This is a genomic window from Oceanobacter sp. 1_MG-2023 (assembly GCF_030689025.1).
GTDB lineage: Bacteria > Pseudomonadota > Gammaproteobacteria > Pseudomonadales > Oceanobacteraceae > Oceanobacter.
Map to the genome: position 1 here is coordinate 76,004 of NZ_JAUYWA010000011.1, position 23,340 is coordinate 99,343.

Below are 23,340 nucleotides of genomic sequence, written 5' to 3' on the forward strand. Positions count from 1 at the left end.
CAACGCAAAATTTAAACAACCAAGGACTTCAATCCATGTTTGCTCAGCGGAATCGCAAGATACTTTTTCTGGCTATCACCAGTGCGCTGCTCAGTGCCTGTGGCAGCTCGGATGACAGCTCATCCAGTTCAGATGACCACGACCACAGCGATGAATACGGCCAGCGTCTGGTCATGGCTGAACAGACCAGCCAGGATATTTCCGTATATGATCGGGATGAAGCCAGCGTCAGTTTGGTTGGTCAGGCAGCGGCCACAGCCGGACAACTGTTAAAATCCGATGATGGCCTGAGCGCTGCTCTGGTTACGGCTTCTGGCGTGCAATTTATCAGCAGTGGTCTGGACACTGAGCCAGAAACTGACCCCGTCTTTCTGGATGCCCTGACCGTCACGCAAGATGACCCACAAATGGTCATGACAGAAAACCACTTTGCCCTGCTGCAAGACGGCGTTACCGAATTCTACCCGGCTGAAGACCTGACAAGCGCCAACGGCCCGGAAGAAGACTTTACTCTGGTTGATATTACCCAGACCTTTCCGGCACTGATTCTGGATGAAGGCGAAAGCCTGTATGCCGCCTTCTATAACGATCAGGTGCACCTTTACAGCGACGGCGAGATACTGAGCAGCCATACCTGTACATCACCTTCTGCCGCCATGCAGAACGACGAACTGGTATTGATCCAGTGTGATGAAGCCTTGCGTTACGTGGTCGTGGACGAAGACGATAGCGACGTCCATACCGCCTACAGCGGCACTACCTTCACCGGCGAAACCGTCAGCGGCTGGAACAGCGGTGGTGACTATATCTTGCTGTACAGCACCGATAGCAACACCGTTTCGATGGTTTATCCTCACGGCGACCACACCCACAGCAGCGATCCCGAGTTCAGCCTGGAAGAAGGCCAGAACATTTGTGCTGCTGCCCTCAACGACGAAGCAACTGCCGTTATCGCGGTATATGACGACGCCACTGCCGAAGTGCTTGACCTGAGTGATAGCGGTCTGGACCCAGCCAGTATCAGCCTCAGCGAAGTCGATAGCGCCAGCTTCAGCTGCGATGATATACAATTGGCTGCTGGCAGCTCGGCCTTCATGATCACCGATAACAGCGGCGGTCATCTGTACACGGTTGACTCCCATGACGGTGGTGCCTGGCATTTACATGGCAGTGCACTGGCACTCTCCAGCGGCATTGCAATCCAGTCTACCGTGATGCTGGAAGCGGATGACGACGACGAAGATGATGACGACGACGACCATGACCATTAACAGGCGAGGCACCACCGGAAACGGTGGCGCCTCGGCAGATACCTCTGCCAACCCTCCCCTGACCCGCAAGCGGTCGGGGGGTGTATTACCACGGCCAATGGCAACCGCCATTGGCTTGCCATTACTAATACTCGCCACCCTGTCCCACGCAGAGACGACAAGCGCCGATACAGGCGCTTCAGACAACACAGAAAGCAACCAGGAAGACTGGCTCGACCTCGAAGAAATTCGCGTCACCGCCCCGGAACAAACCCCATCCGAAGCCGCCACCCAGGTTCTCGATCAACAGTCGATTCAGGGTAACCGCAGCCAGTCACTGGGGGCCTTGCTGGAGTCCATGCCCGGCGTCAGCAACGCCTCGTTTGGCCAGGGCGTTGCCCGTCCGGTCGTACGCGGATTATCCGGCAACCGGGTACAAATCCTGACCAATGGCGCAGACAGCGCGGATCTCTCCGCCATGAGTTCCGACCATGCCCCAATGGCCGACCTCGCCGCTGCAAACCAGGTTGAGCTAGTGCGAGGCCCGGCTGCTTTTCGCTTCGGCAGCGGTATCCTTGGCGGCATTGTTAACGTCCAGGACCAGCGTATTCACGACACCGAACTGGATGGCATCAACGGTGAAGTCACTCTGGGATATTCCAGCAATGATCAGGGCTGGACTCGTATTGCCCGGCTTGATGCCGGTAATGGCCAGACCATTGTGCATATCGATGGCTTTGACCGTGAAGGCAATAATTATCATGCAGGTGCGAATGGCGCACAGAGCGGCGACCGCACTGGCGAAATTCTCAACAGCGACACCAGCAGCCAGGGCATGGCACTGGGCCTGAGCCGGATCTTCGACAATTACGGCTACATTGGTCTCAGCATCAGCAACCTCAGCAGCGACTACGCTGTCCCTAACGAAGACAACGATGACACTCGGGTCGCTCCCGACCAGACGCGCTACGACCTGCGCGCAGAACTCCCCCTCAATAGCAGTTGGGCCGAGGCCTGGCGATTACAACTGGGCTGGAGTGATTACGAACACGATGAATTGACAGACGACCTGGTGGTCGGCTTGTTTATTCAGGAATTCCGGGAATGGCGCACCGAACTGGACTACCAGACCGAGTCAGGCTGGGTCGGCACCCTGGGTATCGGCAGCAACCAGCGTAATTTTGAACTGTGCCATGACCATTCCGGTTGCGAACAGATTGCCGACCACAGTGATGAAGATTGGGATGGCACCCAAGGGTCTGACTTCACTCTCTACGAAGGCTATGAATTTGCCCACGACACGCCCATGCCGGCGACCGTCAATCGCGATATCATCGGTTTCTGGCATGCCGACCAGCAGCTGATCTTTGGCCAACTGTCTCTCGGTGGCCGTATTGAACAACGCCAGATTGAGGCAGATGAAACCGTTATCAGTGCCAGCTTCCGCCAGGATGAGTCGTATTACAAAACCCGTCAGTACACACCCGTGTCACTGTCTGCCAGCCTCACTTACGACCTGAACGACGTCAGCCAGATGATTGCCACGCTCTCACGCCTGCAGCGGGCACCCACCACCGACGAGCTGTACTGGAATGGTGACCATCATGCCACTTTCTCCTTTCAGCTGGATAACCCCGACCTCAAGCTGGAAACCGCCCGGGCGCTGGATATCAGCTGGCAAAGTTACCCCGATGCCGACGCCAGCCAATGGCGTATCAGTGGTTACTTTTACGACTATCAGGACTACATCTATAACGACCTGAAAGAGTTTACCGACCCTTACCACGGCAACCGGGTGTACCGTCATGAACAGACCGATGCCCGCCTGGCCGGTGTCGATGCCACCTGGGTACACCCGATCAACGAGCAATGGGGGCTGGATATGGGAGCTTCCCTGACCCGCGGCTGGCTGGTGCAATCTGGCGACGACCTGCCACGTATGCCAGCAGACAACCTGATGCTGGCCATCAATCACCAGCACAACACCACCCGGCTACGAGCTGAAGTGTTCTACCACGCTCGTCAGACACGCGTCACCGCGGCAGAAACCATCAGCCCGGACTGGTATCAGCTGAATCTCTCCGCACAGACAGAAATCCGGTTTGCCAACCAAACGTTGCGACTGGATGCCCAACTGCGCAACCTCACCGACCAATACGGCGAACAGCACACCTCCTATCTCAAGGAGTACGCTCCCGTCATGGGACGTAACCTGTTGCTGGAACTGCAATGGCCCTTTGGTAATGGCTAACATGAGAGAGGGTAAATACGAGAGTGGATGATTAAAACAGGGCGTGGAGACACGCCCTGCCAACTGCCCGGCTGTTACCCGGCTGTTGGACTGTTGAATGCTGGCATCGAAACCCTGGATCCTGTTGGCTAATCGGTCTTGACCGCTGACAACGGCTCCGGCCGACGCCATAACCAGATCAGCACCAGCGCCATACTGGTATCTGCCAGAACAATAATCCAGATCGGCAGATGCAGCAGACACATCACCAACGCCGATAAGAACATACTGACCGTCGCTGCATACTTGGCAGAACGAGGCATAGAGCCACCATCCCGCCAGTTACGTATCAATGGCCCGGTCAGATGATGCGACTCCAGCCAGGCTGAAAACCGGGCAGAACTGCGCGCGGCCGCCCAGGCCGCGATCAGAACAAATACCGTAGTCGGCAACCCCGGTACAAACACCCCGATAACGCCCAGCGCCAGACTGGCAACAGCCAGCATCATCAACAGCAAACGCAATGGCGCTGTTACCATGGTGTGTTTTGGGTCAGGCCGGGATGCCATACGCGTTACGCAATTCAACGGCAAAATAGGTAAACGCTGCCTGAGCCGCTTCCCCTAACTGACGTTCTTCTTCTTCGCTCATCGGTAGCTCATTCACCAGTGCAGTAAAGGCTTTCCAATGCCTGGCGCGGCCTTCTGGTGATGCCGCCAGATGGCGAGCACCAAACTCATCCGATAACCCCAAAGACTCCGATGCCTTCTTGCGCAACACCGCCGCCCCCAACGTCGACCCCTCCGACACAAACAACCAGCCCAACACCTGAGCCGTCGTCAGATCATCGGCATTCATCACATCGGCCTGTGGGACTTCCTGCCCCAGATCCTTCAAGTCCGCCGCCGCGGCTGGCAGACGGCTGCGGTCTTCCAAATCAGGGAGCAGTGATTTCAGCGTCGGATTACGGTACAAATCCGCAATCTTCTGCTGAAACTGATACTGAACACTGACCCAGATAGCAAAGTTTTCGCGGGTAGCAAATGGATTGCCCTCAGCCACCAACCGGTGCAGCTGCTGATGCTGGGCATCGGTAAGTACTTCAAGTTGCTTGGTGCGGCTACGTTCCGCCGTACTGGTGTTTGTCATGCTGTTCTCCTTACGCTGTTTGAGGGCCTTGGCTTGTCTGATCTCATCTGATTTGTCGGCCAATAGAATGGCCACTGGTAGCCCAGAGTGAGCACCGGATTAAATAGATGTCCCCAAGTATTTATGCTGCATGGCAACATTTTTGCCACGCTGTACTTACCAAGACGTACAAGTCTGGGGAAAGGGCAAAAAAAACGCTGACAATGTGACGCAGACAGACAGGGAGTTCTCGCCGCCAAGCCATTCATTCTGCCCAAACTCAGAATCATGCTTGAAATAATCATCTTCTTATAGATAATGAGAACAATTATCATCAAGTATTTTCTGATGCGAGGCCGGGAATGCAGAGTACGACAAGCGAACGTGAAGCACTGAGCCTGCTGTACACCGACCATCACCATTGGCTGCGCAACTGGCTAAACCAGAGAATGGGCAGCTCCGAACGGGCTGCCGACCTCGCTCACGACACCTTTATCCGGGTACTGCTGAACCACTCACAGCTCCACTCCTTGCGCGAGCCCAGAGCGTACCTGAAAACCATCGCCAGCCGATTGCTGATCGATGACAGTCGTAAACGCCGGGTAGAACAAGCCTGGATCGAAGCCTGGACAGAATTCAATCAGGAAGATGCCTGCAGTTGCTCCGCCGAAACCCAGGCCGAAGTGACCGAACTACTCACCGCCCTGGTCCGCATGCTGGAAGGGTTGCCAGAAAAAGTACGTAATGCGTTTATCTGGAGCCGCCTGGAAGGGCTGACGTACGCCGATATAGCACAACGCCTGAACGTCTCCCACAGTAGCGTCAAACAGTACATCGCCAGTGCCATGCTGCACTGTTACGACCTGCTGGAAAACTGAGCCAACCCATATGGCAAGATCAGAACCCGCGTCAATCAATCGCAAGATTCTTCATCAGGCGGCACTGTGGCATGCCACTCTGGGCGATGAACAGGTCACCTCCAAACAACGCCAGGACTTTGAACGCTGGCGTCAACAAAGCATACGCCACGAACAGGCTTTCGATCGGATGGCCAGCGTCTGGCAACAGCTGGACCATATTGAAGAAGACTTGCGTCTGCCCGCCGCCAAAGCATTACAACAAGCAACCCGGACAAAGCGTTCCACATTGCCTCTGGTCGCCATGGTGACGCTATCAGCCTGCTGGATCAGTCTCAGCAGCGAACTATCCGGGCTATTCTCGGATTATCACACCAGCCACGGCCAGCGACAGCAAATCACACTCAACGATGGCAGCGAGATCATCCTTAACACCGACTCGGCCATTGACGTCGACTTTACGAACCAGCAACGCCTCATTCATCTGAAACAGGGCGAGCTGTATATCACCGTTGCTGCCGATGTCAGCCGCCCGTTTGTGATCCAGACCGAGCACGCCACAGCCACTGCACTCGGCACCCAATACGCCGTTCGGGTACGCCGTCAGACAACCGAGGTGGTCGTGACCGAATCCAAGGTCAACGTCTGCCCGGAACAGACGTCCCCCTGTGTAGTGACCCATCAAAACGAAGCCACCAGCGCGGATAACCAACAGGTCGCCACACCTCATACGGTCGATGCAGACCTCCACACCGCCTGGACCAGCGGCAAGCTGGTGGTCGACAACTGGCCTCTCTCCAGACTGCTGGCAGAAATATCGCGTTATTACCCCGGCCCCTTGCTGTATAGCGACACGGCGCTGCAATCCATCCAGGTCTCCGGCGTCTTTATCCTTGATGCCCCCGAACAAATCCTCACCCATCTGGAGCACAGCTTGCCAATCCGGGTTAACCGGGCTGGCAAATTCTTTGCCATGGTACGGCCACGTAATCACTGACCAACCGGCGGGCACTGCCGTACCGGCCTTATCCTCGTATCGCCATTCTGCGTCATTGAGTTGTTCAATCCCTCTGTGCCAGCCCTGATAGGCCGCCCTGGCTGAACACCTATAAAACACCCGTTAGTCACTCGAAATTTACCGACCGCAAAAACATTCAATTTTTTCTGCCCGATTTTTATGGTGGTGCGTCTTATAGCACAAACGCAAACAAGAATACTTCGCACCTATGAAAAACAACCTTACCAACAGCAACGCCACAACCTTGCTGGCCATCTGTCTGTTACTGCCTGCAGTAGCCCCGGTACAGGCAGAAAGCCAGATCACAGGCCAGACACAAGAACAGACAGGTCAGAACTACCAGATCCCGGCTGGCTCCCTGACCTCCGTCCTGAATCGCTTTGCGCTCGAAGCCGGGGTGTCGGTACTGTTTGATCCCGCTATCACGAAAAACCGAACCAGTACCGGCCTGCAAGGGGAATACCGCATCGGAGAAGGTTTTTCCTTGTTACTGCGCGGCACCGGCCTGTCTTTCCGGATAGAAAACAACGGCCAACAAGTAACCGTCTATGATCCGGCTGCCTCTCTTATCGAAGCACCTGTCGGCACCCTGATGCTGGACACCATGCAGGTGGTTGCCCAGTCGGGTTCCCGCTCCCAGATTTATGAACGCGCCGACGGCACCAGCATCATCGGCCGCACCGAGATGGACCGCACCGGCCCGCGCCATGCCAGTGAAATTTTGCAATCTACCGCTGGGGTCTACACCGCCACCAATGAACAGAACCCCAGCGTTTCAGTGAATATTCGAGGCCTGAAAGACTTTGGCCGCGTCAATATGAACATCGACGGCATGCGCCAGAACTTCCAACGCAGCGGCCATGGCCAGCGTAACGGCGAAATGTTTTTTGATACCGAGTTTTTAAGCGAAGTTGAAGTGCAAAAAGGCGCTTACGCCGGAGCCGGTGGCGCCGGCGCCAGCGGTGGGGTTGCCACCTTCAAAACCCTGGAAGCCGACGACATTATTGCCACAGATAAAACCTCTGGCGGCCGCTTGCGGCTGGCCAGTGGCGTTGGTAAATGGGCCAATGGCCAGAACCCGTCCGGCTCTTTGGTATTGGCATTCCGGCCCACAGATCGTACTGATGTGCTGATTGGCTACAGCCGCAAAGACTCCGATCAATACGAACCGGGTACACAAGGAGATGCGGTTTATTGGGGACAAAACGACTATTACATTAATACTGGCATTGTGAATGGCACCGGCCAGGAAATGGAATCCTGGATTGCCAAAGCGAACTGGCACATTACCGATGATCTGATACTGAAAGCCAGTGCGATCAGTACCACCACCCGCTACGGCGAAAGCTCAGCCATTGATACCGATCAGGCCAGCACCTACAAGGAATACCAGAAATACTGCGATACCGACTCCGACTACTACGGCCAATATCCGGATTTTTGTGCCTCCTACAGCTACGACAGCGAAGGCATTTACCCTATCACCAGCACCAATGATACCGACACCCAGAGTTATGCGCTTGATCTCTACTACAACCCTGACTCCCACTGGATCAATGCCCAGGCCAAGCTGTATCAGGTATCCACTCATAATATCAGTCAAGACAGCGACGACAGCTACAGCGTTACCACACACACCGACACGCTGGGCGGGTTGCTGAGCAACCGCTCTGAATGGTCATCGGGCCATACCCATCTGATGCTGGACTACGGCATTGAGGTTTTTCAGGATCGCAACCGGCCGGATGCCGACTCCGAAGTACTGAGTGATAACGACGTGGATTTACTCGCCGGCAGCACACCGGAGGGCAAACGTCAGCTCACCGGCCTTTGGCTCAGCAGCAACTGGCAATACCGACGTCTGACTCTAACACCCGCCATTCGCTGGGAAACCTATCGACTGTGGGGTAACACCGGTTTTTATGACTCCGATGCGCGCGCTGATTCAGAAATCTATGGTGAGCAGTTATGGCAGTACGCCGATATAGATGTTGATCGCAGTGATAACCGCTGGTTACCCAGTCTGGGACTGGCCTACGACCTGATACAAGACCCATCCAATCAATTACAACTGTTTGCCAGTGGCGGTCTTTCATGGCGGCCACCACAAATCACCGAAACCCTGACCGCGAGCACCCAGCCCAGCCATGTGACCGCGGTGAATACCTACCCCAACTGGATGCTGGAACCAGAAGAAACCCGCAGCTGGGAGTTAGGCTTTAACTGGCAGCTAACCAGCCAGAAAAACCCGCAAAACACCCTGAGCGTCAAGCTGCTGCACTATTACAACCGCACAGAAAATTACATTATTTATGGGACAGGGACAGCAACACCAGGCTTTGTGGGCACGCCTTTTTATGCCTATAGCTCGATGTACGTCAATGCACTCAATGACCTGATTTACGAAGGCGAAGAGTTACAGCTGGATTTTACTTTTTATAATTTTTACGGCGGCCTCAACCTCACACGTACCGAACGTGGCTACACCCGTTTCAATGATCATGAAGATTGGGGATTACTCTATAACGCCTGGGCTCTGGGCGGCCCGGATGGCGAAGACCCGTCAAGTTATTGCCCTGATTATGTCAACGAAGACTGCATCGCTGCCGGCACTCTGTATTTCCCACCAGAACCGGAATGGACCGGCAAGATAACGCTCGGTGCTCGTTTGCTTGATAACACACTGGATATCGGTATGACTCTGACAGGGGCTACCCAGACCGGGCAATACGGCTCCCTCTGGGGAACTCTGGATGGAACAGAAGACGTTGCCGGAGAAAAAATCGGCTTGCGCCCTTACACCGTTCTGGATGCCTACGGCAGCTATCAGCTCAGCGAAGCACTGCAACTGGGCTTTAATCTGAAAAACATCACCGACCGGGAATATATCCAGGCCATGGGCGACGGCATGGTACTCACCTATGCACCGGGCCGAACCCTTACCGCCAACTTACAGTGGGGCTTCTGATGATCCGGCATGCATTGGATATCACCCCAACACTTAACGCTATTGCCATCAGGGTGGCGCGGCAACGCCACCCTGAAGCAACCACGGCCTTGATCCCGTCAAGGCCACCCTCTGGTCATCTCGTACAACACCGGAAAGCAGCGTTTACCTATCACATACAGGCTCTGATTCTACCGGATTTTACGGATACGACCACTTGTAAACTCAACCTGATCATGGAGATTTCAATATGAGTTTAACCATTACTTACGACAGTAACTTTTCCAGCTACGACGGCCTGCAGGACTACTTTACTTATTACGAAACCACCTACAGCGAGACCACACACGCCGCCAATATGACCTTTGCTGACGGCCCTGGCAGCGACCTGGATATTGGTGACGAAACTTACAGTGAGTCTTACTACTACACCCAAGTGATCGGTAGTGACCTGGCCAACACCATGACTTCTGAAAGTGATGTCAGTTTTCTGATTGCAGGTGAAACCGTCACTCTGGAAGACAGCAGCGGTACCACTTACTCTTCCGATGACATGATTTACACCGGTGGCACCTCACCATCCCACACTCTGGCCGGTGCAATCGATACTCTGACCTTCGGTGATGGTGCTTACAGTAGCGGTAGTCTGGCCTCTGATTTGTTCGCCATTGATGGCCTGTACGAAGCCATTGGCAACGGCATGTTGGATAACGACAGTGATGGTGCTTACGACGAAATTATTGATCGTAACTCTGCTACTGACGACAACGATGTGCACGATCTGATTAATGGTCTGATGAGCGGTGATACCAGTACGCTGGAAACCATCCTTAACGCCAATGACATTACTCACAACGGAACCAGCGTTGCCGATACGTTTGATGCCTTTAGCGGTCAAGATGAGTTTGTCCTGAGCGGGGGTGATGACCTTGTTAATGCCGGTTTCCAAGTCGGTTCCGGCGGGGATGTCATCAATATTGATGGAATCAACAGCTTTGCAGATGCGGCCGCTGCTGTTACCGCGGTTGATTACAGCACGGGTAATGCCGTGCTCACCTACTATGAAGGGTTTATTGCACATACAGTTGAAATCACAGGTGTTTCATCTGGCCTAACTACAGACAACTTTGTTGTTTAATTAACCTTTGGGGCTGCCTTTTTAAGGCGGCCCTTTTTTATTTTCTGGAGAAAAGTATGTTTTCGAATCGTTTAATCAGCACGTTGCTATTAACGGGAGTCAGTTTCAGTTTGCAAGCCGCTCCGTCGGTTGAGAGAATTTATTCCACCGATCAAACGGATATTGTACTCACCAAGTTTATTTACGGTTCTGACGGTCGTCTTTACGGCAAATATATCGATGGATCTTCATCTCCATCTGTTCTCTCTATTTTATCGATGGAACCCGATGGCAGTGACCCGCAATTGGATGAAGTCGACTTTTACTATGAAGCCACTACTTTGGTCAGTAATCATCGCGGGCAGATTTTTTTAGGGCACAGTGCAGAAACTCGCTGCCCAGAGATTCTTCGAGAAATACAAGGGAGTAGTGAGATTACCGGCCGGGTTTATGGTTCCATTACTAAATATACCCCTTGGGCTGAGGAGGCTTCGGAAAGAATGGTGGATATGACAACCAATCTGGGTGCGGCCATTTGTCCAACCGGCAATATGGTGTTGGATAACGACGATAATCTCTACTTTATCAGTAAGGCTGAAGGCGATACAGAAATTGAGGCTGTTAACCGTATTTACCGTTTAAGTGCCGAAGGCGAATTAGAAGTTATCAAAGAATTTGTTGTGGACGCAGAAGGCGACAATGAAGAGCAAGCGCTCGAAGAAGGTTATGATCCCGTCATTTTATTTATCAATGCCGATGGCCAGACGATTTACGGCATAAATACCGAGGGGGGCAATAAAAGTTTTGAAAGCGGTGGCACCACTTTTAGAGTTGGAACCATTTTTAAAATCGATACCGCCAATAATTATGACTATTCGGTACTACGCCAAGCTTATATTCTGGAAGACCCAGGTTTAGACTCTGAAGCATGGTTAACCACCACTAACGATAAACTTTATTATATTACCGATGGCCATCCGGCAGTAGATGGTGGTGATGGAATACTCAATAGCCTGGATTTATCTTCCGGGGATGCCGACACCATTGATGCTTCTTGGTTCAAGGTAGTCGATTTTAATGGCACTTCCTCGCCCATGGGTAATTCACCGCGTACTTTGCAATTGGGCATGGATGGAATGATTTACGGCGTCACTAGTAAGGGCGGAAGCAATGTAACAACAAATGCCAACGGTGAGGGAACCTTATATAGGCTCGACCCCGTAACCGACATATTTGAAACCTTATATGAGTTCAGTTCTGACAATGATGTAAAAGCCTTTCCGGTCGGTCTTAGCCCTGTCAGCCCAGACGGTAACTTTTTTGGTTCAACTACAGCTTCAAGCAGTACGGTGTTTAAAGTCGATACCGATATTATCCCAACGTCTCCAGTTATCACCGCCTTTTGGACAGAAACCCCTGAATTGACTTGGGAGTCGGGGGCTTTGCAGGCCACTTTGAACTGGAATGTCACGAATCCATCCGGGGAACTCAGCGACGTAACTTGTAGCGCCAGCGGCGACTGGGACGAGGCCATCTCTGAGCTGACAGATGCCAGCCAAACAGTGGTTATCGCTAACGAAGGCACCAACGAATTTGTCCTGACCTGTGATAACGGTACAGAACAATCCAGCCAAACCCTCAGAGTGCTGGCCTCCGGTCTACCGGATCCAGTATCCATTATTGATTTTCGTTCAGATTTGTACGAAGTCGAACAAGGTGAAACCTTTACCATCAATTGGCAAACCGAAAATGCCGCCAGCTGTGACACTAACTGGGGCACATTGGATACCGAGCAAGCTGTCAGCGGCTCTAAAGAAATTACAGGAGTACCCGGCGAGTATACGTATGAGCTGACCTGTACCGGTCTGGGTGGCGATGAAGTATCGGCAACGCCTTTAGATATAACTGTCGAAACCAGTGAATCCGTTGATGCCGGCTCCTCCTCCGGCGGTGCTTTTAACCCTCTTCTGCTGCTACCCGCAGCCTTGCTGTTGTTCCGTCGCCGTCGGGTGACGTCGGCCAGTTAATCCATGGATAGCCTCTGCTCCGGTTTCCGGGGTACAGCGATCACTCATAACGACCATAACCACCATTAAAATAACCATCTTTAACAACTACCTTTAATCTCTATCTCAGTCGGCGCAGTTACCCAGCGCCGGCTGGATAAAAAGCCTGAATCCCGGAGTCTGTTATGAAACCTGAAGCGGCTGCCTCAGCCAATACTTCCCCACTGCGTGAGGCGTTGTTGGGCTGCAAGTCGGTGTTTATGTCGGTGGCGGCCTTCAGTGCCGTGATCAACTTACTGATGCTGGCCCCGGCTATTTATATGTTGCAGGTGTACGATCGGGTGATCAGTTCGCAAAACAGTATGACGCTGTTGATGCTCAGTCTGATCTTGCTGGGCTTGTATCTGTTAATGGCAGCGCTGGAGTTTATTCGTAGTCGGGTGCTGGTGCGGCTGGGCACAAAGTTGGATATTCAGCTCAGTCAACAGGTGTATTCGTCGTCTTTTATTGCCAGTTTGCGCAAGGGCGGCTTTAACGCCAACCAGTCGTTGGGTGATCTTAACGGTATTCGTCAGTTTTTGACCGGCAGCCCCTTGCTGGCGTTTTTTGATGCGCCCTGGGTGCCGGTGTATCTGGCGGTAATCTATATGTTTGATGTCTGGTTGGGTTTGTTTGCAACGGTGGGCAGCCTGGTGTTGATCGGGTTGGCGATACTGAATGAAAAACTCACCCAAAAACCCTTGCAGGCAGCCAATCAGTCGTCAATCAAATCCGGTTATCAGGCGGACTCGGTATTGCGTAATGCCGAGGTGATTGAGGCCATGGGCATGTTGCCAGCGTTGCGGCAGCGCTGGTTTCAGTTACACCAACAGTTTTTGGATCATCACCGAATTGCCAGTGAAAAAGCCGGTTCGGTGGCGGCGGCCAGTCGTGGTATCCGTATTACCTTACAGTCGATGATTCTGGGGTTGGCTGCGTTGCTGGTGATCTCGGGTGAGATCAGTGCCGGGATGATGATTGCCGCTTCTATTTTAATGGGTCGTGCTCTGGCTCCGGTGGATGCGGTTATTGGCGCCTGGAAGCAATGGACCACAGCGCGGCAGTCTTATCATCGGCTGTCGGAGTTGCTGCAGGCCTGCCCTCCTCCTGTAACAACATTATCTCTGCCCGCCCCTTCTGGTGAATTGAGTATTGAACATCTCAGTGCTGCAATACCGGGCACACGGCAAGTGGTGTTATCACGACTGAATTTCCAGTTGCCATCCGGCAGTGTGCTCGGCGTATTGGGGCCGTCTGGCTCTGGCAAGTCGACATTGGCGCGGCTGTTGGTTGGGGTATGGCCTGCGGCATCTGGCAAAGTCCGTCTTGATGGAGCGGATATTTTTCGCTGGAACAAAGCGGAGCTTGGCCCTTCGCTGGGGTATCTGCCGCAGGATGTCGAGCTGTTTGCCGGTTCCATCAGCGATAATATTGCCCGCTTTGGTGAGGTCGATGCCGAGCAGGTGGTCGCGGCGGCCAAGCTGGCGGGTATCCATGAGCTGATTCTGCAAAAACCCGACGGTTACGAGACCCTGTTGGGAGAAAATGGCCGGGGATTATCCGGCGGTCAACGCCAGCGGGTCGGGCTGGCTCGGGCCTTGTACCGCAACCCGGCGTTACTGGTGCTGGATGAACCGGACGCCAGCCTGGATGACGCTGGCGAACAGGCCCTCAAGCAGGCAATCATTAGCCAACAACACAGGGGCGGTACGGTGGTGGTGATTACTCACCGTCCGGCGCTGGTGTCGTCCTGCTCCCATTTGTTGGTATTGGCGGATGGCCAGATGCGCGCCTTTGGGCCAAGGGAGCAGGTGTTGTCGGGGGCGGCGAAGAAGATCAAGCCAACGCCGGAGGTTTATCACTCGCCAACAGTGTCGTTCAGCACAGCAGCCCCATCGTCGGCCCCAGAATCACCTTCAACGCCTTCGTCTTCTTCAAAATCCCACTCCACAGAGGCCAGCGGACAATGACCGTAACCACATTGCCATATGCTCACACCCTGCGCGCAGCCAACACAGAGACGACCATTCCCTACCAGAGTCAGCGCTATGTACGCGCCGGCTGGCTGTTGATTATTGCCGGTGTACTGGGGTTTCTTGGCTGGGCCTCATTGACACCACTGGACAAGGGCGTTCCGGTCAATGGTCAGCTGATCGTCGAAGGGCAGCGCAAGAGTCTGTTTCATCCGGATGGCGGTCAGATTGAGCGTATTCTGGTACGCGACGGCGACCAGGTCCACGCAGGGCAGGTATTGATCCGTCTGAATCCGACCCGGGCCGAGGCGCATCTGCGTGAAGTGCAGATTCAGTACGACAATGCCCTGGCCTTGCTGACTCGTCTGAAAGCGGAACGCGATGGGCAAGCAAACATTGAGTTTCCGGCGGACTTGATGGAGCGGGCCACCGATGCCGTACACAGCCAGCAACGGTTGTTCCAGGCCCGGCAGCGCTCACTGGCACAAGCCTTACAAAGCTACGATGAAATCATCACCGGCATGGATTACCAACTGAAAGGTCTGAGCGACAGCAATAGCAGCCGCCGCCGTCAGCGTGCCACGCTGGATGAGCAACTAGCGGGAATGAAAGCACTGGAAAAATCCGGTTATGTCTCCCGGGTACGCTTGCTGGAAATGGAGCGCCTGCACGCCGAAACCGACAGTAAACTGGCCGAGAATATCGGTCAGCTAGGGCAATTGCAGCAACAGCTGCAAGAGTTAGCCATCCGCCAATCGTCGCATCAGCAATCCTTTCTCGAACAGGTACACGAAGCCTATGCCGAGGCTGAACTCAATCTGTTATCTCTGGCGCAAAAGCTGCGCTCAGCCCAATACAGCCTGGAGCAAACCCGGGTATTGGCCCCTGTCGATGGCGTGGCCATGGGGCTGAGTGTATTTACCGAAGGCGGCTTTATCAATCCGGGCAGTCATCTGCTCGATGTGGTGCCTGCCAGTGGCACCCTGGTCGTTGAAGCCCAGGTACCAGTGCACCTGATCGATAAAGTCGAACCCGGTTTACCTGTTCGGATTCTGTTTCCTGCGGCCAACCAGAACCGTACGCCCGATATCATGGGCACGGTTGCAACCGTCGCCGCCGACCGCTCGGAAGATGATCAGACCGGCCTGCCCTACTATGCCGTGCTGGTCCGTATTGGCCCGGATGGTTATCAACAATTAGAGGATTTCACCCCAAGACCGGGTATGTCGGTCAGTCTGTTTATTCGTACCGGTGAACGCACACTGATGAATTATTTACTCAAGCCACTGCAAGACCGGGCCAATAGCGCACTGGCAGAGGAGTAGTCTTGCCACGGGCATCCAACCCCACGGACAAAGCCAGGCTCGATGCTCAATGCTCAATGCTCGATGCTCGATGCTCGATGCTCAATGCTCAATGCTCAATGCTCAATGCTCGATGGTGCACGGCGCGCAAGATTACGCCGTAGCAGCACCATTAAAATGTTTACCCAGCATGGCGTGATAGAAGTTATGGTCGGTCAGTACCCCCACCAGTTTGCCATGTTCAGCCAGCACCACGGGTTGCTCGGTAGCGTAACGGATTTCGATCGCCCGTCGCATGGAAATATCTGGCGTTGTCATTGCCATGGTGCCCAGTGGTGGCATATCCGTGTTGGCCTCGATGCCGCATTGTTGCATGGGGACCGGTTTGCCGTGGCGATGGGCTGTTTTGCCATCGGACGCCAGCCAGATGTCTTTTTCGCTGCACACCAGGGTGTCGTTCCCTTGCCGCGTCAGCTCATCCGCTGCGGTCATCAGAGACCGGCCAGCCAGGACATTCAATGGGTTGGTATGGGCAACAAAGTCTTCCACATAGGCGGTGGCCGGGTTCATTACAATGTCTTCCGGTGCACCCTGCTGAATAATCCGGGCTGATTCCATAATGACGATATTGGTGCCAATTTTTAACGCTTCGTCCAGGTCATGGGACACAAACAGAATGGTCTTGTTGAGGCTGCGCTGCAGCACCAGCAGTTCATCCTGTAGTTGCGCCCGAATCAGTGGGTCGAGTGCAGAGAATGGCTCGTCCATCAACAGAATATCGCTGTCCATGGCAAATGCCCGAGCCAGGCCAACCCTCTGTTGCATGCCTCCGGATAGCTCCGCCGGTAATGCATCCTTCCAGTCGGTCAGACCGACCATGTCGAGTTTTTCCATGGCTTTCTGATGGCGCTCGGCCTTGCCTTGCCCCATCAGTTCGAGACCATAAGCAACGTTGTCGAGCACCGATAACCAGGGCATCAGGGCAAATTTCTGGAATACCATCGATACCCGTTCGGCCCGCAGCCGCCGCAAGGTATTGGCGTCACAGCTGCCGACATCAACCTGGCCGTCGCCATCCTTGACCAGTACCTGACCACGAGAGATCGGGTTAAGGCCATTCACCGCCCGCAACAGGCTGGACTTGCCGGAGCCAGACAACCCCATCAAGACACAGATCTCCCCTTGCTTGACCTTGATGCTGGCGTTATGCACGCCCACCACACTGCCGGTGGATTCGATGATCTGCTGGCGGGTTTTACCCTGATCCAGCAATGCCAGCGCGGGGGCGACCGTGTCGCCAAAAACAACATCAAGATTTCTGATAGAAATGGCGTTCATGGTTATACCTCTGCCTTGCCCGGCGCTTTGAAAATACGATCGAGAATAATAGCCACCAGCACGATGGCGATACCGGCTTCAAAGCCTTGCGAAATATTCACCGTGTTGAGTGCCCGGATCACCGGTTTGCCCAAACCATCGGCACCGACCAGCGCGGCCACCACCACCATGGATAACGACAGCATGATGCACTGGGTCACACCGGCCATAATGCTGGGCAGCGCAGCAGGCAGCTCGACTTTCCACAATAATTGCCGGGGCGTGGCACCAAAGGCCTTGCCCGCTTCAATCAGTTCTTCCGGGACGTTACGAATGCCGAGGTAGGTCAGCCGGATCGGGGCGGCAATGGCAAACACAATGGTCGAGATCAGGCCGGGCACCACGCCAAGGCCAAACAGCACCAGGGTCGGGATCAGGTATACGAAGGTTGGGACGGTCTGCATCAGGTCGAGCACCGGCCGCAAATAGTTGTACACCTTGGGTTTGTGACCGGCATAGATGCCTACGGGGACACCGGTCAGAATACAAATCGTGGTGGCGGTGACGACCAGCACAAAGGTCTCGATCATCTCGGCCCAATAACCAAGGTTGATAATCAGCAGCATCGAGGCGACAACAAACAGCACCAGCCGGATGCTGCGGTGCAGAAACCAGGCCATGGCTGCTGTCGCAATAATCGGTACAGCCGGGTGAAACCATTGGAACAGAGTCACCAGCGAGGTGATCACCCATTCCAGAGAAATGGACACCAGGTCAAAAAACCAGGCTCCGTGGTCGGTCAGCCAGTCGACGAATGTTTCCATCCATGCGCCCAGCGGCAATTTGTTATCGGACAGCCAGTTCATATCAAGCCTCTGTTTGTTCTGTTTTTTTTTGATCTGGTCATTCTGATCGTTAGCGGAAATCTCTGGAGAAGTCTGCGTTATCACTGGCTCAGGCTACGGCTCTGATGCGGTCAGAACCACAACCAGATCGGCGATAACACAGACTTGTCGAGAGACTCCAAACCAGAGCGGTGTTGGCCGCACCTGGTTCGGGATGGTCAGCCAACCGGTTATTGATGGTTGGTCAGGTTGGCCGTTATCCGACCGGGAGGCGGTCTACTTTTTCAGGTAGGCCTGTACCGCTGGCAGCGCATCCGCACCGCTGTTGGTTTTCACTCCGGCCAGCCACTGGGTCAATACGCCCGGGTTGGCTTTCAGCCAGTTGGTCGCTGCGACTTCCGGCTTTTTGCCATCGTTCAGGATCGCGCCCATGATTTCGTTTTCCAGCGGCAGGGTGAAAGTCAGGTTGGTCAGCAGCTTGCCAACGTTCGGGCAGCTTTCCAGATAGCCCTGGCTGACGTTGGTATGCACATTGGCACCGCCGTAGTTGGGGCCAAAGAAGTCATCACCACCGTCGAGGTACATCATGTCAACGCTGGCGTTCATTGGGTGTGGAGCCCAACCAAGGAAGGCAATCCATTTGTCACGACGGACGGCGCGCTTCACTTGCGACAACATGCCGGCTTCGCTCGATTCCACCAGAGTAAAGTCTTTCAGGCCAAAGGCGTTCTGGTCGATCATGTCCTGAATCAGGCGGTTGCCATCATTACCCGGCTCGATACCGTAAATCCTGTCATCAAACTTATCGGCAAATTTCACCAGGTCGTCAAAGCTTTTGACACCGGCGTCGTAGGCGTATTTCGGCACGGCCAGGGTGTATTTGGCACCGGTCAGGTTGGGGCCAAGATCTTGCACGCTGTTGTTTTTCAGGTAAGGCTCGATATCGGCCTGCATGGTCGGCATCCAGTTACCCAGGAACACATCAATGTCCTTGTTGGCAAGGGACTTGTAAGTCACCGGCACCGACAGCAACTGGGTTTTGGTATCGTAGCCCATGCCTTGCAGCACCACCGAGGCAACAGCGGTGGTGGCGGTGATATCGGTCCAGCCGACATCCGCAAAACGGACGGTGTCGCACTGGTCAGCGCTGGCGGCTCCGGCGTGCATCAGCAGGCTCAGGGCGATGGTGGATACGGTAAACGATGTTGCAGTCTTCATGACTTGTCCTCAGTGGTTGAATATCAGTTACGGCTCATCACCAGGCCGGGGCCTGGCGGTGCAGATACATCAGTGACGTTGGGCGTTATGCAGCATCTTCGCTGCCGGTGGAGTTGGCCAGCGCACGCTTGGGCGTACCGCTGCGCTGTTGGGTTGGCCAGTCGGGGTCTATCCAGACAGGGACATCCGCCGCGGTGGCAGCGCCCTTGCCCAGAATCAGATCGGCGGCCTTTTCTGCCACCATGATGGTCGGGGCATTCAGGTTGCCATTGGTAATGGTCGGGAAGATGGAAGAATCCACTACCCGCAGGCTGTCGATGCCCCGCACCCGGCAAGCGCTGTCCAGCACCGCCATCGGGTCGTCGTCTGCCCCGATCTTGCAGGTACAGGACGGGTGATAGGCGCTCTCGACATTGGCCCGAACCCAGGCGTCAATCTCGGCATCGGTCTGAACCGCCGCACCGGGCTGGATTTCATCCCCCCGATACGCGTCCAGCGCCGGTTGCAGAATGATTTCGCGGGTCAGGCGAATGGTGTCGCGCCAGTCCTGCCGGTCTTGTTCGGTGCCGATGTAATTAAAGAAAATCGATGGTTTGGCGTGAGGGTCGGCAGAAGTAATCCAGACCTTGCCGCGGCTGGCCGGTTTATTCGGCCCGACGTGCACCTGGAAGCCATGACCATCGAAGGCTGCCTGACCGTCGTAACGCATCGCCGCAGGCAAGAAGTGATATTGAATATTGGGCCATTCCACTCCCGCCCGGGAGCGAATAAAGGCGCAGCTTTCGAAGTGGTTGGTGGCGCCCAGACCATTTTTGAACAGCAGCCAGCGAGCACCGATCAACCCCTTGTTAAACAGGTCGAGTTTGCCGTTCAGGGTGATTGGCTGGTGGCAGTAAAACTGGAAATAGACTTCCAGATGGTCTTGCAGGTTTTCACCCACTCCCGGCAGCTCGTGTTGCACGCTGACGCCAGCCTTGGCCAGGACATCCCTGGGGCCAATCCCGGACAATTGCAGCAACTGTGGTGAACCGATGGAGCCTGCCGCCAGAATCACTTCCCGGCGGGCAGTGTGCTGTTCGACCTTGCCGTTGCTTTCAAACTGGATGCCAGTAGCTTCCAGCGTCGGGCCATCGCCGTTCAACAACACCTTGTGTACCATCACACCGGTTTTCAGCGTCAGGTTGGGACGCGATAGCGCCTCCCGCAAATAGGCATTGGAAGTCGAGGCCCGCACACCGTCTTTGACGGTCATATGCATTGGCCCAAAGCCTTCCTGCTGATAACCGTTGTAGTCCGGAGTGTATGGATAGCCGGCGTCTTTACCGGCGTCGATAAAGGCTTGATACAGCGGGTTCAGGCTCATGTTGTTGCCGTTGTTGGTGCCGACCGGGCCATGACCACCACGGTATTCGCTCTCGCCACCCATCCAGCACTCGGCCTTTTTGAAATACGGCAAGCAGTGCTGGTAATCCCACCCTTCTGCGCCGTGGGCTTGCCATTCGTCAAAGTCTCGGGCATGGCCACGGACGTACACCATGCCATTAATGGATGATCCGCCACCCAGCACCTTGCCGCGCGGGCAATGTAATACCCGGTTGTCGATGCCCGGCTCTGGCAGGGTTTCAAACTGCCAGGCGTATTTTTCGGTATTCATCGGGTACGACAGCGCGGTCGGCATCTGGATAAATATGCTTTTGTCGCTGCCACCGGCTTCCAGTAACAACACCTTGTACTCGCCGCTGACGCTCAGGCGATTGGCCAGCACACAACCGGCACTGCCGGCGCCGACAATAATAAAATCGTATTGACCACTCATGCGTAAGGACTCTCGACATCTCCCAGCTCAATAAACACGCTTTTGGTCTGGGTATAGTGATTCAGGGTTTCCACCCCGTTTTCTCGGCCAATGCCCGACAACTTGTAACCACCCACGGGCATTTCGGCCGGTGAAGCGCCCCAACTGTTGATCCAGCAAATACCGGCTTCCATTGCCGCAATCACCCGATGGGCACGAGAGAAATCACGGGTAAAGACCCCGGCAGCCAGACCGAAGTCCGTTGCGTTGGCACGGCGGATCACCTCCGCTTCATCGCTGAAACGCAGCACCGACATCACCGGGCCAAAGATCTCATCTTTCACGTTAGGCATATCGTCGTGGCAATCGGCAAAGACGGTCGGCTGCACAAAAGCCCCTTTGGCACAGTCGCCGGTCATGGCCCGTTCACCACCAATCACCAGACGGGCACCCGCCTCTTTGGCGGCGTCGATATATCCCAGTACCTTGTGCATATGGTCGATACTGATCAGCGCCCCGACCTGGGTAGCTGGATCGCTGGGGTCGCCCATGGTCAGCCTGGCGGTGCGTTCTTGCAGCTGGCTGAGGAAAGCGTCGTAAATGGCATCGTGCACAAACACCCGGGTGCCGTTGGTGCAGACTTCGCCCTGGGTGTAAAAATTGGCAATCATTGCCGCCGATACCGCGTTGGTCAGATCGGCGTCATCAAAAATGATCAGTGGTGATTTGCCACCCAGCTCCATGGTGACGTCTTTCAGTGTGGTGGCACTGGCAGCCATCACTTTTTTGCCGGTACCGCACTCGCCGGTAAACGACACCTTGGCAATATCAGCGTGATGAGTCAGCGCTTCCCCGACCCGGTAGTCCCCTTGCACGACGTTAAAAACGCCATCCGGCACACCGGCTTCGGTGTAGATCTCGGCCAGCTTCATCGCCGTCAGCGGCGTTTCTTCCGAGGGTTTGAACACCATGGCGTTACCGGCTGCCAGCGCCGGAGCGGATTTCCACATGGCGATCTGGATCGGGTAATTCCAGGCACCGATGCCAGCCACGACACCCAATGGTTCGCGGCGGGTATAGAAAAAGTTGCTGCCGCCCAGATCTTGCTGCTCGCCCTGAATCGACGGTGCCAGGCCCGCAAAATATTCCACCACATCGGCACCGGTGACGATGTCGACGCAGTTGGCTTCCTGAATCGGCTTGCCAGTGTCCAGTACTTCCAGCATGGCCAGCTCGTCGTTACGCTGGCGCAGAATCTCAACCGCCTTGCGCAAAATACGGCTGCGTTCCATCCCGGTCATGGCCGACCAGACCTTGAAACCGGCCTGGGCAGAAACCACAGCCCGGTCGACGTCGGCACTGGAGGCCTGCTGGATCAGTGCAATGGTTTCGCCGGTTGCCGGGTTACAGGTCGCAAATGTTTCACCAGAAGTGGCGTCCTGATACTGGCCGTGAATGTACAGAGTGTGGGTTTGCATGGAGTTACCTTCTAGTTCTGAATAGGGGTCGTCGGTCGGGCCGGGGCATCATCAGCATCGACGCTCGCCAGTTGCTGGCCGATGTAATCACTGATCAGTTTTTTCGCCATCCCGACATCAATGCCTTCCGGCCGTAATGCGCCACGCAGCCAGATACCATCGATCAGCGCCGCGATGGTCTGGGCGGTCTGCCAGGCCTGATGCCGGGGCATCACCTGTTTCAACTCAAACATCAGATACGACAGCAAGCGCTTTTCGTTGACCCGCTGTAACCGGAACAGCGCCGGTACGTGCATCGATTGCGACCAGAACGCCAGCCAGGTTTTTACCACCCGTGGGTCCGTCTGCGACTTGTCGAAGTTACCGCAGACAATGGCATCCAGACGGCCACGGACATCATCACGTGCCACCTGATCCAGCTGCTTGCGGACACTGCTCGATAGTTGTTTCAGCACCGACCGCATGGTCGCCTCTAGCAAATTATCCTTGCCGCCAAAGTGGTGGTTGATAATGGCCGGCGATACCCCTGCCTTGCCGCTGATAATTACTACGCTGGCTTTGTGTAAACCCACTTCGTTGATTGAATCCATGGTGGCCTCAATCAATTGTGGTCTACGTATTTCTGCTACTCCCAACTTCGGCATAGGAAGTCCTCTACTGGCCAGAATCTTTTTTGTTAAATGGTCGTTTAAACAAAATGTAACGGCTTCAGCGCTGATGTCAACTGAAGAGGCGCAGATAATCCACACTGTCAGGTATAAAGGCAGGCGGTTCGTGAATGGATTGTTGGCGTGGAAAACCCCATAGGGCAACGGTTT

Annotated in this window: 17 protein-coding genes; 9 read left to right on the forward strand and 8 right to left on the reverse strand. The window is 54.7% G+C overall.

From position 1 onward, the window contains the following. Positions 1-35 precede the first annotated feature (35 nt). Entirely contained in the window at positions 36-1,271 is a 1,236-nt protein-coding gene (locus Q8W22_RS09330; RefSeq protein WP_305452181.1) for a hypothetical protein, read from the forward strand. Next, positions 1,228-3,501: a TonB-dependent receptor gene (locus tag Q8W22_RS09335; protein WP_305452183.1), complete on the forward strand. Its 2,274-nt coding sequence runs from the start codon at positions 1,228-1,230 to the stop codon at positions 3,499-3,501. The genes Q8W22_RS09330 and Q8W22_RS09335 overlap by 44 nt, the downstream gene beginning before the upstream one ends. Positions 3,502-3,629: 128 nt before the next feature. Here Q8W22_RS09335 and Q8W22_RS09340 read toward each other — a convergent pair whose 3' ends face one another. Continuing rightward, positions 3,630-4,049 carry a YbaN family protein gene (locus Q8W22_RS09340; protein ID WP_303433270.1) on the reverse strand — a complete coding sequence of 140 codons (420 nt, stop codon included), beginning with the start codon at positions 4,047-4,049 and terminating at the stop codon, positions 3,630-3,632. Next, positions 4,033-4,629, reverse strand: a complete 597-nt coding sequence (locus Q8W22_RS09345; RefSeq protein WP_305452186.1) for a biliverdin-producing heme oxygenase — start codon at positions 4,627-4,629, stop codon at positions 4,033-4,035. The genes Q8W22_RS09340 and Q8W22_RS09345 overlap by 17 nt, the downstream gene beginning before the upstream one ends. 341 nt (positions 4,630-4,970) lie before the next feature. Here Q8W22_RS09345 and Q8W22_RS09350 point away from each other — a divergent pair, with 341 nt between their 5' ends. The 7 genes from Q8W22_RS09350 to Q8W22_RS09380 all read left to right on the forward strand — a co-directional run bounded on the left by Q8W22_RS09350 (position 4,971) and on the right by Q8W22_RS09380 (position 15,890). Beyond that, on the forward strand, positions 4,971-5,486 hold the full coding sequence (locus tag Q8W22_RS09350) for a sigma-70 family RNA polymerase sigma factor (RefSeq protein WP_305452188.1): 516 nt from the start codon (positions 4,971-4,973) through the stop codon (positions 5,484-5,486). Between the two features lie 10 nt (positions 5,487-5,496). Beyond that, the gene (locus tag Q8W22_RS09355; RefSeq protein WP_305415071.1) at positions 5,497-6,462 is read left to right on the forward strand and encodes a FecR family protein; all 966 of its coding nucleotides are present in this window, start codon (positions 5,497-5,499) and stop codon (positions 6,460-6,462) included. A 229-nt stretch (positions 6,463-6,691) separates the two neighbouring features. Next, positions 6,692-9,451 (forward strand): TonB-dependent receptor, encoded by a 2,760-nt coding sequence (locus Q8W22_RS09360; RefSeq protein WP_305452189.1) that lies wholly within the window; start codon positions 6,692-6,694, stop codon positions 9,449-9,451. A 229-nt stretch (positions 9,452-9,680) separates the two neighbouring features. Then, entirely contained in the window at positions 9,681-10,568 is an 888-nt protein-coding gene (locus Q8W22_RS09365; protein WP_305415069.1) for a hypothetical protein, read from the forward strand. 56 nt (positions 10,569-10,624) lie between these two features. Beyond that, positions 10,625-12,574: a choice-of-anchor tandem repeat GloVer-containing protein gene (locus Q8W22_RS09370; protein WP_305452191.1), complete on the forward strand. Its 1,950-nt coding sequence runs from the start codon at positions 10,625-10,627 to the stop codon at positions 12,572-12,574. Between the two features lie 164 nt (positions 12,575-12,738). Continuing rightward, positions 12,739-14,562, forward strand: coding sequence for a type I secretion system permease/ATPase (locus tag Q8W22_RS09375; protein WP_305452193.1), 1,824 nt, complete (start codon positions 12,739-12,741; stop codon positions 14,560-14,562). Then, entirely contained in the window at positions 14,559-15,890 is a 1,332-nt protein-coding gene (locus tag Q8W22_RS09380; RefSeq protein ID WP_305452195.1) for an HlyD family type I secretion periplasmic adaptor subunit, read from the forward strand. Before Q8W22_RS09375 ends, Q8W22_RS09380 begins: the two co-directional genes overlap by 4 nt. A gap of 132 nt (positions 15,891-16,022) precedes the next feature. Here Q8W22_RS09380 and choV read toward each other — a convergent pair whose 3' ends face one another. The 6 genes from choV to betI all read right to left on the reverse strand — a co-directional run bounded on the left by choV (position 16,023) and on the right by betI (position 23,166). Beyond that, positions 16,023-17,207: a choline ABC transporter ATP-binding protein gene (choV, locus tag Q8W22_RS09385; RefSeq protein ID WP_305452197.1), complete on the reverse strand. Its 1,185-nt coding sequence runs from the start codon at positions 17,205-17,207 to the stop codon at positions 16,023-16,025. A gap of 2 nt (positions 17,208-17,209) precedes the next feature. Next, entirely contained in the window at positions 17,210-18,052 is an 843-nt protein-coding gene (choW, locus tag Q8W22_RS09390; protein ID WP_303433260.1) for a choline ABC transporter permease subunit, read from the reverse strand. A 255-nt stretch (positions 18,053-18,307) separates the two neighbouring features. Beyond that, on the reverse strand, positions 18,308-19,249 hold the full coding sequence (locus tag Q8W22_RS09395; protein ID WP_305415063.1) for a choline ABC transporter substrate-binding protein: 942 nt from the start codon (positions 19,247-19,249) through the stop codon (positions 18,308-18,310). Positions 19,250-19,334: 85 nt separating this feature from the next. Next, positions 19,335-21,065, reverse strand: coding sequence for a choline dehydrogenase (gene betA / locus Q8W22_RS09400; protein ID WP_305452199.1), 1,731 nt, complete (start codon positions 21,063-21,065; stop codon positions 19,335-19,337). After that, positions 21,062-22,522, reverse strand: coding sequence for a betaine-aldehyde dehydrogenase (betB, locus tag Q8W22_RS09405; protein WP_303433257.1), 1,461 nt, complete (start codon positions 22,520-22,522; stop codon positions 21,062-21,064). The genes betA and betB overlap by 4 nt, the downstream gene beginning before the upstream one ends. 11 nt (positions 22,523-22,533) lie before the next feature. Next, the gene (gene betI, locus Q8W22_RS09410) at positions 22,534-23,166 is read right to left on the reverse strand and encodes a transcriptional regulator BetI (protein WP_303433256.1); all 633 of its coding nucleotides are present in this window, start codon (positions 23,164-23,166) and stop codon (positions 22,534-22,536) included. Positions 23,167-23,340 lie beyond the last annotated feature (174 nt).

Coding starts and splice junctions, on each gene's coding strand:
- Q8W22_RS09330 (WP_305452181.1), top strand. CDS start 36: ATGTTTGCTCAGCGGAATCGCAAGATACTTTTTCTGGCTATCACCAGT.
- Q8W22_RS09335 (WP_305452183.1), top strand. CDS start 1,228: ATGACGACGACGAAGATGATGACGACGACGACCATGACCATTAACAGG.
- Q8W22_RS09340 (WP_303433270.1), bottom strand. CDS start 4,049: ATGGCATCCCGGCCTGACCCAAAACACACCATGGTAACAGCGCCATTG.
- Q8W22_RS09345 (WP_305452186.1), bottom strand. CDS start 4,629: ATGACAAACACCAGTACGGCGGAACGTAGCCGCACCAAGCAACTTGAA.
- Q8W22_RS09350 (WP_305452188.1), top strand. CDS start 4,971: ATGCAGAGTACGACAAGCGAACGTGAAGCACTGAGCCTGCTGTACACC.
- Q8W22_RS09355 (WP_305415071.1), top strand. CDS start 5,497: ATGGCAAGATCAGAACCCGCGTCAATCAATCGCAAGATTCTTCATCAG.
- Q8W22_RS09360 (WP_305452189.1), top strand. CDS start 6,692: ATGAAAAACAACCTTACCAACAGCAACGCCACAACCTTGCTGGCCATC.
- Q8W22_RS09365 (WP_305415069.1), top strand. CDS start 9,681: ATGAGTTTAACCATTACTTACGACAGTAACTTTTCCAGCTACGACGGC.
- Q8W22_RS09370 (WP_305452191.1), top strand. CDS start 10,625: ATGTTTTCGAATCGTTTAATCAGCACGTTGCTATTAACGGGAGTCAGT.
- Q8W22_RS09375 (WP_305452193.1), top strand. CDS start 12,739: ATGAAACCTGAAGCGGCTGCCTCAGCCAATACTTCCCCACTGCGTGAG.
- Q8W22_RS09380 (WP_305452195.1), top strand. CDS start 14,559: ATGACCGTAACCACATTGCCATATGCTCACACCCTGCGCGCAGCCAAC.
- choV (WP_305452197.1), bottom strand. CDS start 17,207: ATGAACGCCATTTCTATCAGAAATCTTGATGTTGTTTTTGGCGACACG.
- choW (WP_303433260.1), bottom strand. CDS start 18,052: ATGAACTGGCTGTCCGATAACAAATTGCCGCTGGGCGCATGGATGGAA.
- Q8W22_RS09395 (WP_305415063.1), bottom strand. CDS start 19,249: ATGAAGACTGCAACATCGTTTACCGTATCCACCATCGCCCTGAGCCTG.
- betA (WP_305452199.1), bottom strand. CDS start 21,065: ATGAGTGGTCAATACGATTTTATTATTGTCGGCGCCGGCAGTGCCGGT.
- betB (WP_303433257.1), bottom strand. CDS start 22,522: ATGCAAACCCACACTCTGTACATTCACGGCCAGTATCAGGACGCCACT.
- betI (WP_303433256.1), bottom strand. CDS start 23,166: ATGCCGAAGTTGGGAGTAGCAGAAATACGTAGACCACAATTGATTGAG.